This is a genomic window from Vibrio sp. EJY3, assembly GCF_000241385.1.
Lineage (GTDB): Bacteria > Pseudomonadota > Gammaproteobacteria > Enterobacterales > Vibrionaceae > Vibrio > Vibrio natriegens.
Window position 1 is genome coordinate 2,865,848 of sequence record NC_016613.1, and the last position, 14,400, is coordinate 2,880,247.

Annotated in this window: 11 protein-coding genes; 4 read left to right on the forward strand and 7 right to left on the reverse strand. The window is 45.9% G+C overall.

The genetic code is table 11. From position 1 onward, the window contains the following. Nucleotides 1-32 precede the first annotated feature (32 nt). Nucleotides 33-1,445 carry a phosphoglucomutase/phosphomannomutase family protein gene (locus VEJY3_RS12870; RefSeq protein ID WP_014232918.1) on the forward strand — a complete coding sequence of 471 codons (1,413 nt, stop codon included), beginning with the start codon at nucleotides 33-35 and terminating at the stop codon, nucleotides 1,443-1,445. A gap of 105 nt (nucleotides 1,446-1,550) precedes the next feature. Here the strand turns inward: VEJY3_RS12870 and VEJY3_RS12875 are convergent, their stop codons facing one another. The 6 genes from VEJY3_RS12875 to VEJY3_RS12900 all read right to left on the reverse strand — a co-directional run bounded on the left by VEJY3_RS12875 (nucleotide 1,551) and on the right by VEJY3_RS12900 (nucleotide 7,720). Next, complete coding sequence (locus VEJY3_RS12875) at nucleotides 1,551-2,582, reverse strand: ABC transporter ATP-binding protein (RefSeq protein ID WP_014232919.1); 1,032 nt, start codon at nucleotides 2,580-2,582, stop codon at nucleotides 1,551-1,553. After that, complete coding sequence (locus VEJY3_RS12880; protein ID WP_014232920.1) at nucleotides 2,582-4,207, reverse strand: iron ABC transporter permease; 1,626 nt, start codon at nucleotides 4,205-4,207, stop codon at nucleotides 2,582-2,584. Before VEJY3_RS12880 ends, VEJY3_RS12875 begins: the two co-directional genes overlap by 1 nt. A gap of 191 nt (nucleotides 4,208-4,398) precedes the next feature. Further along, on the reverse strand, nucleotides 4,399-5,412 hold the full coding sequence (locus VEJY3_RS12885; RefSeq protein WP_014232921.1) for a Fe(3+) ABC transporter substrate-binding protein: 1,014 nt from the start codon (nucleotides 5,410-5,412) through the stop codon (nucleotides 4,399-4,401). Between the two features lie 153 nt (nucleotides 5,413-5,565). After that, nucleotides 5,566-6,795 carry an ammonium transporter gene (locus VEJY3_RS12890; RefSeq protein ID WP_014232922.1) on the reverse strand — a complete coding sequence of 410 codons (1,230 nt, stop codon included), beginning with the start codon at nucleotides 6,793-6,795 and terminating at the stop codon, nucleotides 5,566-5,568. A 28-nt stretch (nucleotides 6,796-6,823) separates the two neighbouring features. Continuing rightward, nucleotides 6,824-7,162: a P-II family nitrogen regulator gene (locus VEJY3_RS12895; protein WP_005386570.1), complete on the reverse strand. Its 339-nt coding sequence runs from the start codon at nucleotides 7,160-7,162 to the stop codon at nucleotides 6,824-6,826. A 189-nt stretch (nucleotides 7,163-7,351) separates the two neighbouring features. After that, nucleotides 7,352-7,720 carry a YacL family protein gene (locus tag VEJY3_RS12900; RefSeq protein ID WP_014232923.1) on the reverse strand — a complete coding sequence of 123 codons (369 nt, stop codon included), beginning with the start codon at nucleotides 7,718-7,720 and terminating at the stop codon, nucleotides 7,352-7,354. A 119-nt stretch (nucleotides 7,721-7,839) separates the two neighbouring features. Between VEJY3_RS12900 and VEJY3_RS12905 the strand changes: the two genes are divergently transcribed. The 3 genes from VEJY3_RS12905 (at nucleotide 7,840) to VEJY3_RS12915 (ending at nucleotide 11,534) form a co-directional block, all read left to right on the forward strand. Then, entirely contained in the window at nucleotides 7,840-9,015 is a 1,176-nt protein-coding gene (locus VEJY3_RS12905; protein WP_014232924.1) for a sugar diacid recognition domain-containing protein, read from the forward strand. A gap of 102 nt (nucleotides 9,016-9,117) precedes the next feature. Next, a complete protein-coding gene (locus VEJY3_RS12910; protein ID WP_014232925.1) occupies nucleotides 9,118-10,383 on the forward strand; it encodes a GntP family permease in 1,266 nt (421 codons plus the stop codon). 17 nt (nucleotides 10,384-10,400) lie between these two features. Then, nucleotides 10,401-11,534: a glycerate kinase gene (locus tag VEJY3_RS12915; protein ID WP_014232926.1), complete on the forward strand. Its 1,134-nt coding sequence runs from the start codon at nucleotides 10,401-10,403 to the stop codon at nucleotides 11,532-11,534. 76 nt (nucleotides 11,535-11,610) lie between these two features. Here VEJY3_RS12915 and acnB read toward each other — a convergent pair whose 3' ends face one another. Further along, complete coding sequence (gene acnB / locus VEJY3_RS12920) at nucleotides 11,611-14,208, reverse strand: bifunctional aconitate hydratase 2/2-methylisocitrate dehydratase (protein ID WP_014232927.1); 2,598 nt, start codon at nucleotides 14,206-14,208, stop codon at nucleotides 11,611-11,613. Nucleotides 14,209-14,400: the final 192 nt, after the last annotated feature.

A 14,400-nucleotide genomic window follows, 5' to 3' on the forward strand; every position in this document is an offset into this window, starting at 1 on the left:
GGCACGTTACCGTTCTTATTGAGGATCGAATCATGATCAAATTTGGTACAGGTGGCTGGCGCGCATTCATTGGTGAAGAATTCACTAAAGAGAATGTACGCTTGGTTGCTCAAGCAGTCGCAAACATCACCAATGCAGAATCTGTCGCGGAACGCGGCTTTGTGATTGGCTATGATCGCCGCTTTCTTTCTGACAAAGCAGGCCGCTGGTTTGCTGAGGTATTGGCAGCAAATGGCATTGTCGTGAGCTTCATCGATAAGTTTGTCCCAACGCCGATTGTTATGTTCAAAGCGAAGGAAATGAACTGCGCTTACTCAGCATGTATCACGGCTTCGCATAACCCTGCCGATTACAACGGGATTAAAGTCTTTATCGAAGGCGGTCGCGACGCGGATGAAATCATCACCCAGAAGATTGAAGATCAAATCGCCACGCTCACAGCAAGCGATGTGAAAAGCGTCGACTTTGAACAGGCTATCGATGATCACTTAATTGAAGTCATTAACCCGATGAACGAATTCGTGGATTCAATCATCAACTTTATCGATATAGAAGCGATCAAAAAAGCCAATCTCCGTGTGCTTGTCGATCCTATGTTTGGTGTGGCGAAGAATGCGCTACAGACCGTGTTGATCAATGGTCGTTGTGACGTGGATGTCATCAACGATGGTAAAAACCCAGATTTTGGTGGCTTAATGCCATCACCAAGTGCAGCAACGCTTTACCGTTTGATGCACTTAGTCGAGGAACAAGGTTACGACATTGGTATCGGCACTGATGGTGATGCTGACCGTTTGGGCATTATCGATGAAAAAGGGAATTTCATTCATCCCAACGAAGTGCTGATCTTATTGTATTACTACTTACTGGAATACAAAGGCTGGAAAGGCTCAGTAGTACGTAACATCGCAACCACTCACCTGCTCGATAAAATCGCACAAGATCACGGTGAAAAGTGCTTTGAGGTACCAGTAGGTTTTAAGCACATCAGCTCTCAAATGGAAGCAGATGACTCGTTGATCGGCGGGGAAAGTTCAGGTGGTTTAACTATTCGTGGCCATATAAAAGGCAAAGATGGGGTGTTTGCTTCCAGCTTGTTAGTAGAAATGATTTCCGTTACCGGTAAGAAGCTATCCGAGCTATTAGATGAAATCTACAGTAAATATGGCTATGCCTATATGGCTGAAGGTGATTGCAAGTTCAAACCTGGGCAAAAAGAAGCGCTATTCAACAAGATTTATGTTGATAAACAATTACCTGAGTTTGAATTTGAAATCGAAAAAGTCAGCTACGAAGACGGCGCAAAAGTCTACTTTAAGAACGGTGGATGGATTATTGCTCGCTTCTCTGGTACTGAGCCACTATTGCGTATATTTGCCGAGATGGAAGATAAAGATACTGCGGAACGTGTTCTTCAACAGTTTAAAGATTTCTTGTCTCTTTAAGCTGAACTTGTCTGGCTTCAAGTTGCTGGCAGTCACTTAAGTCGCAAGTAGAGGAACACTTGCCCGGCATCACCGCCGGGCCTTTTTATTTCTGGAATACAAACGTTAAGCAAACGCCAATACACCCTGAGTATCGATTTTTACTGCAACACTGTCGCCCACATTCAAAGCTTGAACCGAAGTAGCCAGCAATCTGTCTCCGTTCACATCAATCACATAGCGGCAGTGATCACCCATAAAGTGTTGCTCCAGCACTTTCACGGCGCTTTCTTCATCGGCCTGAACCTGAACATGTTGGGGACGAAGTAGTAACGCACATTCTTCCTGCAATTGAATGTCCTGTTGAGCACTTGCTTCTATCACACCCAGATGCGTCTCAAACTCGCCATGTGACACTCTGGTTGCAGCCAGATAGCTACCACCGCCCAGGAAATCAGCGACAAATTTGCTCGAAGGCTGGTAGTACAACTCTGAAGCTGTTCCATACTGCTCAATAATGCCATTGTTCATCACGGCCATCTTGTCAGAAAAGGCAAAAGCCTCCTCTCGACTGTGAGTCACGAAAATCGCAGTTACACCTTGCTGCTTAAAAATTTTACGGATCTCGCGAATCAGCTCGTGACGCACTTGAGTATCAATGTTGGAAAACGGCTCATCCAATAACAGCAAATCAGGTTTGTAAGCTAAAGAACGGGCAATAGCCACACGTTGCTGCTGACCACCTGACAGCTGATGAGGATAGCGATCCCCATAGCCTTTTAAGTGAACCAATCCCAACATCTCTTCCACTTTCAAAAGCTTCTGTTGGGCCGTTTCATTCTTCAGACCAAAAGCGATATTCTCAGCCACAGTAAGGTGCGGAAATAACGCATAGTCTTGAAAGATCATACCAATATTGCGCTGTTCTGGCGGTAACCAATTCTCACCATCATCAATAATCAAGCTGTTGAGACTCATTTGGCCAGAAGACAAAGGCAGCAATCCCGCTACCGCTTTTAGTAATGTCGTTTTACCACAGCCACTAGCACCCAACAGACACACAATCTGGCCTTGCTCAACCTCAAGAGATAATGACTCTAAAACCGTTTGGTCATCGTAGTGGCAGGTCAGGTTTTTAATTGATAATGCGCAGCTCATTAGTGATTTTGCTCCAGTGAACGGTTAACGACAACAAGTGGGATCAACCCAACAAAAACCAACAACACAGCCGGTAAAGCTGCCAACTCTAAGTGCTCGTCCGAAGCAAAGTTATAAACGTAGGTTGCCAGTGTTTCAAAGTTGAACGGGCGCAAAAGAAGAGCCGCATTGAGCTCTTTCATCGACTCGATAAAAACTAACAGAGCAGCGATAAGTGCGCCACGCTTAACCAGCGGAAAGTGAACACGCCATAACATGGAATTCGGTGTGCAACCCATGGTACGTGATGCCATGTCCAAGGACGGGGAGATTTTGTTTAAGTTACTTTCGATACTACCAATGGCAACGGCGGAGAAACGCACAACCATGGCAAAAATAATTGCAAACATTGAACCTGAAAATATTAGCCCAGGTCTGCCCCACTCCATTGCTTTGGCAACATCATTGATGCGGTGATCCATAAATAAAACGGCCACCATCACACCAATCGCGAGTACCGTACCGGGCACCGCATACCCCATTGAGGATAAGCGTATAAAGGTAAGCGTTGTCCTCTTGCCATTGACTCGGTAAGTAAAATTCACCACAAGAGCAACAACAACACCAATGATTGCCGCGATAACCGACACAACCAGACTATTCCAGGCATACTCACGGAATTGTGGCGTCCAACTTTGCGCAAAGTAAGTAATTGAGTAATCAACCAACTGCATTAGCGGCAGGATAAATGCGATTAAAACCAGTCCCCAACACCAAATCAGTGCTGCCCATTTTTTCCAGCCCGTCAATTCATAACGAAAATCTTCGTGGCTGTTAAACTGGCTTTGGAATAGTTTCTGCTTTCTTCGGCTGTAACGCTCTGTACTTAATAGCAGCACGACGATCACCAGCATGATGGCGGAAATTTTGGCCGCAGCATTAAGATTAGAGTACCCAAGCCAAGTATCGTATACCGCGGTTGTTAACGTATTAACGGCAAAGTAGCTGACAGTGCCGAAGTCGCCGATGGTCTCCATTGCAACCAGTGATAAGCCGACAGCCATTGAAGGACGAGCCAAAGGAAGAGAAATACGCCTGAAGCTTTCCCATGGTGAGCATTTAAGAAGACGCGCACTTTGCAACAGTGACACGTTTTGTTCCATGAATGCAGCTCGACAGAGCAGATAAATGTATGGATACAAAACCAGGGCCAGCACAAACGTTGCTCCGGACAAAGTACGAATATCCGGGAACCAGTACTCTTTGGGGCCCCATCCGGTTATATCGCGTAAAAAGATTTGTATCGGACCGGCAAAATCGAACCAATCGGTAAAAATATACCCGATGATGTATCCCGGCATCGCTAACGGTAAAACCAGTGCCCACTGCAGCCATTTTTCGGTAGGCAGCTTACACATCGCCATAAACCAGGCACACGGAATACCAAAGACGAGAGACAACACCATCACACCTATGGTTAGCGTAATAGTGTTATAGATATAGGTAGGCATAACTGTCGCCATAAGGTGCGCAAACAGCTCATCCGTATCACCAACTGCGGTGTAGAAGATCGCTAAGATCGGTAAAACCAGTAGCAAAGCCAACGCTCCGCTACTGGTTTTCCATATATAATTCTTTTCTTTCATTGCCTAATTACAGCCAGGCTGAGTGAGAGATAAATGCACCTGCAAATACATCTCATATCCTTTTAATTAATTAGGGCTAGTTATACCCTTATAAACAAACAACCTCAAGTAGCCCTGATAAAAGAGCGACTTGAGGCTGTAAATTTATCATCGGTGGTTCAACTTCTCACCGACTGATATCAAGCGAACGATTAAAGATCGAACTTAACTTCGTCTAGTAGCTTGATCGCAGCTTCGTGGTGATCAGCAATCTCATCTAGAGAAAGAGTATCTGCTTTAAATTCACCCCAAGATGCTACTAGCTCAGAAGGCTTAACGTCAGCTTTCACTGGGTATTCAAAGTTCACTTCTGCGTACATGCTTTGAGCTTTGTCGCCCGCTAGGAACTCCATAAGCTTAAGTGCGTTTTCTTTGTTCGGCGCGTACTTAGCCATCGCCATACCAGAGATATTTACGTGAGTACCAGTCGTTTCTTGGTTAGGGAAGTTGATGTATACAGAATCAGCCCAAGCTTTCTGCTCTTTGTCGTTAACCATCTTGCCTAAGTAGTAGCTGTTACCCAGAGAAACGTCACATAGACCTTCTTTGATCGCTTTAACTTGGCCACGGTCATTACCTTGAGGTTTACGAGCAAGGTTAGCTTTCACGCCTTCTAGCCATTCTTTTGTCGCCGCTTCACCCTGGTGAGCGATCATAGAAGAAACGAGAGATACGTTGTATGGGTGCTTACCGCTACGAGTACAGATCTTGCCTTTAAATTCTGGCTTAGCCAGGTCAGCGTAAGTGAAGTCTTTACCTAGTTTACCTACACGGTCACGAGAAGAGTATACGCTGCGAGTACGAGTCGTCAGAGCAAACCACTCGTTTGCTGAATCTTGGTATTGAGCTGGGATGTTCTTCTCTAGAACTGGACTATCCACTGGCTGAACTACACCTTTCTGGGTTAGCTCTGCTAGACGTGCGATATCAACAGTTAGAAGCACGTCAGCTGGGCTGTATTCACCTTCTTGAACCAGCTTTTCTGCAATACCTGTCTTAGCAAACTTAACGTTTACTTTGATGCCTGTCTCTTTTGTGAACTCATTAAACATAGGCTCAACCAAGAACGGCTGACGGTATGAGTATACGTTTACTTCTTCAGCAGCCATGGCTGTTGGAGCAAGTGTTGCACAAGCTAAAGCAGAAAGAGTTAGCACTTTTTTCATGGATCAATCCTTTAAGTATTCGTAATGATAACGTTTATCAGTTGCGTTATTATATTTATCTTCAATAGTAAAACAATGATCGATACAAAAAACCTGCCAATAGTGGCAGGTTTTTCATTATGTGAAGTGTAACAATATGCTACATGGTAAATTTTATTTCGCTGTGACGAACTCTGGATATGCACCTACACCACAGTCGTGCATGTCCATGCCTTCCATCTCTTCTTCTTCGCTTACACGGATGCCTACTGTTGCTTTCAAGATTGCCCAAACAACCAAACTTGCACCGAATACCCAAGCAAAGATAACTGCTGCACCTAGAAGCTGAGCACCGAATGTCGCGTCACCGTTGCTTAGAGGAACAACCATTAGGCCGAAGAAACCACATACACCGTGTACTGAAATCGCGCCAACTGGATCATCAATTTTAAGTTTATCAAGACCAATGATGCTGAATACTACGATTGCACCTGCTACTGCGCCGATTGCAACTGCGTAAAGTGGTGATGGTGATAGTGGATCCGCTGTGATTGCAACCAGCCCAGCCAATGCACCGTTTAGGATCATAGTTAGGTCAGCTTTGCCCCAAGTTGTCTTACATACAAACAATGCTGCAATAGAACCCGCTGCCGCTGCTGCGTTCGTATTTAGGAAAATTTGACCAACCGCGGTTGCGTTCTCGAAGTCAGAGACCATTAGCTGAGAACCACCGTTAAAACCAAACCAGCCAAACCATAGGATGAATGTACCTAGCGTTGCTAGAGGCATATTTGAACCTGGGATTGGGTGGATTTCACCATTTTTACCGTATTTACCTTTACGAGCGCCCAGTAGCAGAACACCAGCTAGTGCAGCAGAAGCACCTGCCATGTGTACAATACCTGAGCCAGCAAAGTCACTAAAGCCCGCTTCTGATAGGAAACCGCCGCCCCAAGTCCAGTAGCCTTCCATTGGGTAGATGAATGCAGTCAAGATTGCAGAGAAGATCAGGAATGACCATAGCTTCATACGCTCAGCAACTGCACCTGAAACTACAGACATCGCTGTCGCAACAAATACTACCTGGAAGAAAAAGTCTGATTCTAGTGAATGGTCTGCACCTTCACCTTGAGAACCAATAAGGGCACCTAGTGATGGTAACCAACCACCTTCGCCGTTATCAACGTACATGATGTTGTAACCAACGACTAAGTAAGTCGTACAAGCAATCGCGTACAGACAAAAGTTTTTAGTCAAAATTTCTGTTGTGTTTTTAGAACGAACGAGGCCTGCTTCAAGCATGGCAAAGCCCGCTGCCATCCACATGACCAATGCACCGGAAATGAGGAAGAAAAAAGTGTCTAGTGCGTAACGTAACTCTGTTACTGTTGTTGCTAATTCCATAATAGTGTCTCCAATCCCTTGAATACTTTTAAAGTGCTTCTGCGTCCATTTCACCGGTACGGATGCGAACAGCTTGATTCAGGTCGTATACAAAAATTTTACCGTCACCAATTTTTCCTGTTTGCGCCGCTTTTGTGATGGCTTCTACCACACGATCGACATTATCTGCATGAGTTGCGATTTCTATTTTTACTTTTGGTAGAAAGTCCACTTGGTACTCCGCGCCGCGGTACAACTCTGTGTGACCTTTTTGGCGACCAAAACCTTTAACCTCTGATACCGTCATACCTTCGATGCCTACGTCAGCCAACGCTTCACGTACATCGTCTAACTTAAATGGCTTTATAATGGCATTGATTATTTTCATTAAATTCTCTCCGAAGCATTCATCCTGAAACACTTCTAATAATCCAATCTACGTGCCAAGTTTTTAAGTTATTGATTTAAAGGAATTAAAGGCTATTGGTTACAATACAAACAAAAAAAGGCGCACCATAACAGTGCACCTCTTTCCCAAATATAAAGCAAGCTACAATTGATTACCCAAAATTGTGCATTAAATGTTCAAAAACTCTTTCCATTGCTCTATAAGAGTCATAAAGTCTTCGAGACCACAGCTAGCGGTGCTTTCACAGTCGTACAATTCGAACTCGCTGTCTTTGTCTTGTTCATAATGATGCAGCAATGCATTATCTTGTACCGTTACTTCATCACCACAAATCATCAAACTGATTTCTCTTCCCAAAAGCGAATACTCTTGAGTTGGTTTACTGATAGCCGAAGAAATAAGCGCATCTACTTCTGCGATATGATGGCGTTCCTTACCAATTTCTTCTTGTAACCAACGCCCGATAATTTCGTGCTCCATTGAGCAGTGACAATAGTAACTACCATCTAAGGTGTTTTTCTTAAATTCGTAGTCCATCCTATTTCCTTCATTTATCTTAACTGACAATAATATAAGTCAAATCAATACTTATGCTCTTTATTATCAGTTAATATGCCTCGCTAAACCACCACTAGAGCTGGGTTTATAAAACGAGTATGCAGTTAAACGAAAACATTGCCCGACAAATCGTTGAGCGAACAATGACAATCATCTCTCATTCAGTCAACGTCATGGATGAAAAGGGGCGTATTATTGGCTCAGGTGACAGTACTCGCTTACAACAAAAACATGAAGGTGCTGTTCTCGCAATCAATGAGCGACGCATTGTCGAGATCAATCAGGCCGCGGTTAATAACCTCAAAGGCGTCAAACCCGGAATTAATCTGCCAATTATCTATCGCAATCAGGTAATCGGGGCTATTGGTATATCCGGTGCACCAGAGGAGGTTCACCATTATGGTGAGCTGGTGAAAATGACCGCAGAGTTGATCATCGAACAAGCCGCTCTGATGTCACAAATTGAATGGAACAAACGCCACCGGGAAGAACTTGTTCTTCAGCTCATACAAGGTTCAACTTTAAATGATAATCAACTGACCTCGATCGCAGAGCGTCTTGATCTCGATCTGTCTCAACCAAGAATTGCTGCGGTAGTCAAAGTCATACCGAGTAATAATAAGCCAATGCTGCTGGAGCACTTGCAGCAGCTGGTACACCTGCTCGAGTACCCAGAGCGCGATAACTTAGTCGGAATCATTTCCGTATCAGAGCTTGAAGTCGTCGTGCTCAAACCTATCACGTTAACGGTAAACGGTTGGTCGAAAGAGAACGAAATCAAGAGCGCAAACCAATTGTTACGCCGGGTAAAAACGCAAGGTAAGTTTAAAATCCGGATTACGCTGGGCGATTACTTCCCTTCTCTGCAAGGTTTAGCCCAGTCTTATCAAACGGCCAAACGCACCATGGAGTTGACGCAAAACCAGCCTGGGCAAGTTTTCTTCTGTCAGGACTATCGCATTCCGGTACTACTCAGCTCGGTAAAAAATGAACCCTGGCAACTACAGCAATTATGTCAGCCTTATCAATTGCTGCAACTGAGTGATTCCAAAGGCACTCTCATAAAGACGCTCAAGGTGTATTTCGAACAAAATTGCGATGCACATCAAACCTGTTGCACTCTTCATATTCACCGTAATACTCTGCGCTATCGCCTTGATAAGATCTCCCAAATAACATCTTTAGATATCAACAGTTTAGATTCGATAATTCAACTATATCTTGGGTCTTCGTTTAGCCACTTGAAAAACGAAAAATATGCAGACGCACAGTAATTGAGTTGTTTTTTAAAAGAAAGATTGTTTCATCGTCCAAAGACTGACTGAATCGTGCCTTTTATATTGGCCAGACTAAATCACTAGCTTGGGTAATATAAAATGATTGAAGTCTCTACTCTTGGAGCCTTGGCCGCATTAATTGTGGCGATATCTCTAATTCTAAAGAAAGTCCCACCAGCGTACGGCATGATCATCGGTGCCTTAATTGGTGGCGTTGTTGGTGGTGTCTCACTGACGGACACCGTTTCTCTGATGATTGGTGGGGCTCAAGGTATCGTGACAGCGGTACTTCGTATTCTGGCTGCCGGCGTATTAGCTGGTGTGCTGATAGAATCTGGCGCGGCAACTTCTATCGCAGAAACGATTGTCAAAAAAGTAGGCGAAACTCGTGCACTACTTGCGCTGGCGCTAGCGACTCTCATTTTAACCTCAGTTGGTGTATTCGTTGATGTTGCCGTTATTACGGTTTCTCCCATTGCTTTAGCTATTGCCCAGCGTGCTTGCATTTCTAAAACTGCGATACTATTGGCAATGGTTGGCGGTGGTAAAGCCGGTAACGTAATGTCACCAAATCCAAATGCCATCGCAGCCGCTGATGCCTTTGACGTACCGCTGACTTCCGTAATGCTTGCTGGCGTTGTCCCTGGCCTGTTTGGTCTTGCGCTCGCTTACTTTTTAGCTAAGCGTCTAAGCAATAAAGGAAGCATGGTACAAGCAAGCGAAGTGGTTTCTGTTGACCGCAAGAAATTACCAACCTTTGGCGCTGCCATCGTCGCTCCACTTGTGGCTATCGCGCTACTGGCACTGCGCCCAATCGCTGGTATTAACGTTGACCCTCTTATCGCTTTGCCTCTTGGTGGCCTGATCGGCACTGCTGTCATGGGTCGTTTTAACGACACCAACCACTTTGCCGTATCAGGTCTAACCCGTATGGCTCCTGTCGCTGTCATGCTATTGGGTACCGGTACACTCGCAGGCATCATCGCTAACTCTGGTCTTAAAGGAGGCCTGATTGAAGTCCTCACTGCTTCAGGTCTGCCATCATACTTACTTGCTCCAATTTCTGGTGCAATGATGTCATTGGCTACCGCTTCGACAACCGCTGGTACAGCAGTAGCAGCGAGCGTATTTAGCCACACGATTCTTGAGCTTGGTGTTCCTGCACTGGCAGGCGCAGCAATGATTCACTCTGGTGCAACCGTCCTTGATCACATGCCTCATGGTAGCTTCTTCCACGCAACAGGTGGTGCACTCAACATGGATATCCGCGAGCGTCTTAAGCTCATCCCTTATGAGTCAGCGGTTGGTCTGATGATCGCGTTTGTCTCTACCATGATGTTTGGTGTGTTTGGTTTATTTGTTTAAGGCGTTTAGGTATCACTATGAAAATTGTTATTGCTCCGGATTCTTATAAAGAAAGTCTAAGCGCGATGGAAGTTGCAATCTCTATCGAGCAAGGGTTTAAACACGTCCTGCCAAATGCAGAGTACATCAAACTGCCAATGGCTGATGGCGGTGAAGGCACCGTTCAATCTCTTGTTGATGCCACTGGTGGCGAAATAGTTGAGCACTCAGTAACAGGCCCACTTGGCGAACCTGTTTCTGGCTTCTATGGACTACTGGGAGATGGCAAAACAGCGATCATCGAAATGGCGGCCGCATCTGGTTTGCACTTGGTCGATCCAAATAAACGTAACCCAATGATTACCACAACGTTTGGTACTGGTGAGCTGATTAAAGCGGTGCTAGATAAAGGTGTCGAGCACATCATCGTCGGTATTGGCGGCAGCGCGACTAATGATGGGGGGTTAGGCATGGCGCAAGCACTAGGTATTCGCCTTCTGGACGAGAATCATGAACCACTTGGCTTTGGTGGTGGCGAGCTTTCCAAACTTCACCGTATCAATATGCGAGGTCTCGATCCCCGACTTGCACAAGTGCGCTTGGAGGTAGCGTGTGATGTAGACAATCCTCTGTGCGGGCCTCAAGGTGCATCACAAGTGTTTGGTCCGCAAAAAGGCGCGACGCCTGACATGGTTGAGCAGCTCGATCGAAACCTCGCACACTACGCAAGCGTAATCAAAGCGCAACTAGGCCAAGATGTTCTCACACGTCCAGGCGCTGGCGCTGCGGGAGGTTTAGGCGCGGCACTAATGGGCCTGCTTAATGCGGAACTGCGCCCTGGAATTGAGATCGTAATGGATGCGGTTAATCTGGACGAAATCGTCGAAGGTGCAGATCTTGTCATCACGGGTGAAGGTCGTATTGACAGTCAAACCATTCATGGCAAAACGCCTATTGGTGTTGCTCGTGTGGCCAATAAACATTTTGTGCCAGTGATCGGTATCGCGGGCAGTTTATCTCATGATTGTGGCGTCGTTCATGAGCATGGTATTGATGCAGTTTTTTCGATTGTAAACCGCTCGGTAGACCTGCCAACAGCATTCGCTGAAGCAGCACAGAACATTGAACTAACCGCACGTAATGTCGCAGCGATGTTGCAGTTAAAGCTTTAAAAGATAGATTTCCCTAAGTCGCTAAACAAAAAAACCGCAGACACTGTCTGCGGTTTTTGTATTTCACCTATAAAGCTTATGCTGGCTCTTGGAAGATAACCGTATCCGCTTTCTTAGTGTACTGATCCATCTTATGGAAGTTCAGGTAGCGGTAAGTATCCGCTGCTGTTGCGTTGATCTTCGCTGCGTACTCCAGGTACTCTTCCTTAGTTGGAATTCGGCCTAGAATTGCGCCAACTGCTGCTAGCTCAGCTGAAGACAAGTAAACATTTGCACCAGTACCCAGACGGTTCGGGAAGTTACGCGTTGAAGTAGACATTACTGTTGCTTTGTCTGCTACGCGAGCCTGGTTACCCATACATAGTGAACATCCCGGAGTTTCGATACGAACACCAGCACGGCCGTATATACCGTAGTAACCTTCTTCTGTTAGCTGATCGCGGTCCATCTTAGTTGGCGGAGCCACCCATAGACGCGTATCTAGCTGACCACCCCATTGCTCAAGCAGTTTACCTGCAGCGCGGAAGTGACCGATGTTAGTCATACATGAACCGATGAATACTTCGTCGATTTGTGTACCTTGAACTTCAGAAAGTAGACGAGCATCATCTGGATCGTTAGGAGCACATAGGATTGGCTCGTTGATTTCTGCCAGGTCGATTTCGATTACGTGCGCGTATTCCGCATCCGCATCCGCTTCCATTAGCTCTGGATTATCCAACCACTCTTGCATTGCAGTGATACGACGCTCGATAGTACGACGGTCGCCGTAACCTTCAGAGATCATCCACTTAAGCATAGTGATGTTCGAGTTTAGGTACTCTTCGATAGACTCTTGAGATAGCTTAACGGTACAACCTGCTGCTGAACGCTCTGCAGACGCATCTGAAAGTTCAAACGCTTGCTCAACCGTTAGGTGCTCAACACCCTCGATTTCTAGAACGCGGCCAGAGAATTCGTTGATCTTACCTGCTTTCTCTACCGTCAACAGACCTTGCTTGATGCCGTAGTAAGGGATTGCATGTACTAGATCACGTAGCGTGATACCAGGCTGCATTTCACCTTTGAAGCGAACCAGGATTGACTCTGGCATATCCAGTGGCATAACACCTGTTGCCGCTGCGAATGCAACCAGACCAGAACCTGCTGGGAAAGAGATACCTAGTGGGAAACGAGTATGCGAGTCACCACCTGTACCTACTGTATCAGGCAGAAGCATACGGTTTAGCCATGAGTGGATAACACCATCACCCGGACGCAGAGAAACGCCGCCACGGTTCATGATGAAATCAGGAAGTGTGTGGTGCGTGTTTACGTCAACTGGTTTAGGGTACGCAGAGGTGTGACAGAAAGACTGCATTACTAGGTCAGCAGAGAAGCCAAGACACGCAAGGTCTTTAAGCTCATCACGAGTCATAGGACCCGTTGTATCCTGAGAACCAACCGTAGTCATCTTAGGCTCACAGTAAGTGCCCGGACGAACACCTTCTACGCCACATGCTTTACCAACCATCTTCTGTGCAAGCGAGTAACCTTTGCCTGTATCAGCAACGTCACCTGGTTTGCGGAAGAAATCTGCAGGCGCTAGACCTAGAGATTGGCGAGCTTTGTCAGTCAGACCACGACCGATGATCAGTGGAATACGACCGCCAGCACGTACTTCGTCGATAAGCACGTCTGTTTTCAGCTTAAATTCAGCCAGTGTTTCGCCAGTTTCGTGGTTACAAACTTTACCTTCGAATGGGTAAACGTCGATAACGTCGCCCATGTTCAGTTTCGATACGTCAACTTCGATTGGTAGTGCGCCCGCGTCTTCCATTGTGTTAAAGAAGATAGGTGCGATCTTACCACCAAGTACGTAACCACCAGCACGCTTGTTTGGAACGTTAGGGATATCATCGCCCATGAACCAAAGCACTGAGTTAGTTGCAGATTTACGAGAAGAACCCGTACCTACTACGTCACCAACGTAAACCAGTTGATGACCTTTTTCTTGCAGTTCTTCGATCTGTTTGATCGGACCGATACTACCAGGTTGGTCAGGGTTGATGCCTTCACGCTCGTTTTTCAGCATTGCTAACGCGTGAACTGGGATATCTGGGCGAGACCAAGCATCTGGTGCTGGAGACAGGTCATCAGTGTTTGTTTCACCAGTAACCTTGAATACAGTAAGAGTGATTTTTTCTTGTAGCGCAGGCTTAGACTGGAACCATTCCGCGTCAGCCCAAGATTGTAGAACTTGCTGTGCATGCGCGTTGCCTGCTTTCGCTTTCTCTTCTACATCGTAGAAAGCATCGAACATAAGCAGAGTGTGAGATAGCGCTTTTGCAGCGATTGGTGCCAGAGCATCGTCGTCTAGTAGGTCTACTAGAGGTTCGATGTTGTAACCACCTTGCATAGTACCTAGCAACTGTGCCGCTTTTTCACGGCTTACTAGCGGAGAAGATACCTCACCTTTTGCTACTGCGGTCAGAAAACCAGCTTTAACATAAGCGGCTTCATCAACACCTGGTGGGATACGGTTCTCTAGTAGGTCAAGAAGGACTTCTTCTTCACCTTCAGGGGGATTTTTCAGAAGTTCCACAAGGCCAGCTACTTGCTCAGCGTCTAGTGGTTTAGGTACAACTCCTTCGGCAGCACGCTCTTCGACGTGTTTACGGTAGGCTTCAAGCACGACTTTTTCCTCTCATTGCGGTTCCTCCTTTATTATTACTATTTTTAAAGTAAAGGAGTGAACATCCTTGGAAACTTGGCTCTCCATTGCCCTTGTTTTCATTCAATTATGATTGAGAAACAGCGCCGTAGAGGCCAAACTGTGGGCCAAAGAATAGCAAATTTAACCTTCAATTAAAATCTCATCATTTTG

Bases quoted from the DNA above. Each gene is read 5' to 3' on its own strand.
- VEJY3_RS12870 (WP_014232918.1), top strand. From the start codon at position 33: ATGATCAAATTTGGTACAGGTGGCTGGCGCGCATTCATTGGTGAAGAA.
- VEJY3_RS12875 (WP_014232919.1), bottom strand. From the start codon at position 2,582: ATGAGCTGCGCATTATCAATTAAAAACCTGACCTGCCACTACGATGAC.
- VEJY3_RS12880 (WP_014232920.1), bottom strand. From the start codon at position 4,207: ATGAAAGAAAAGAATTATATATGGAAAACCAGTAGCGGAGCGTTGGCT.
- VEJY3_RS12885 (WP_014232921.1), bottom strand. From the start codon at position 5,412: ATGAAAAAAGTGCTAACTCTTTCTGCTTTAGCTTGTGCAACACTTGCT.
- VEJY3_RS12890 (WP_014232922.1), bottom strand. From the start codon at position 6,795: ATGGAATTAGCAACAACAGTAACAGAGTTACGTTACGCACTAGACACT.
- VEJY3_RS12895 (WP_005386570.1), bottom strand. From the start codon at position 7,162: ATGAAAATAATCAATGCCATTATAAAGCCATTTAAGTTAGACGATGTA.
- VEJY3_RS12900 (WP_014232923.1), bottom strand. From the start codon at position 7,720: ATGGACTACGAATTTAAGAAAAACACCTTAGATGGTAGTTACTATTGT.
- VEJY3_RS12905 (WP_014232924.1), top strand. From the start codon at position 7,840: ATGCAGTTAAACGAAAACATTGCCCGACAAATCGTTGAGCGAACAATG.
- VEJY3_RS12910 (WP_014232925.1), top strand. From the start codon at position 9,118: ATGATTGAAGTCTCTACTCTTGGAGCCTTGGCCGCATTAATTGTGGCG.
- VEJY3_RS12915 (WP_014232926.1), top strand. From the start codon at position 10,401: ATGAAAATTGTTATTGCTCCGGATTCTTATAAAGAAAGTCTAAGCGCG.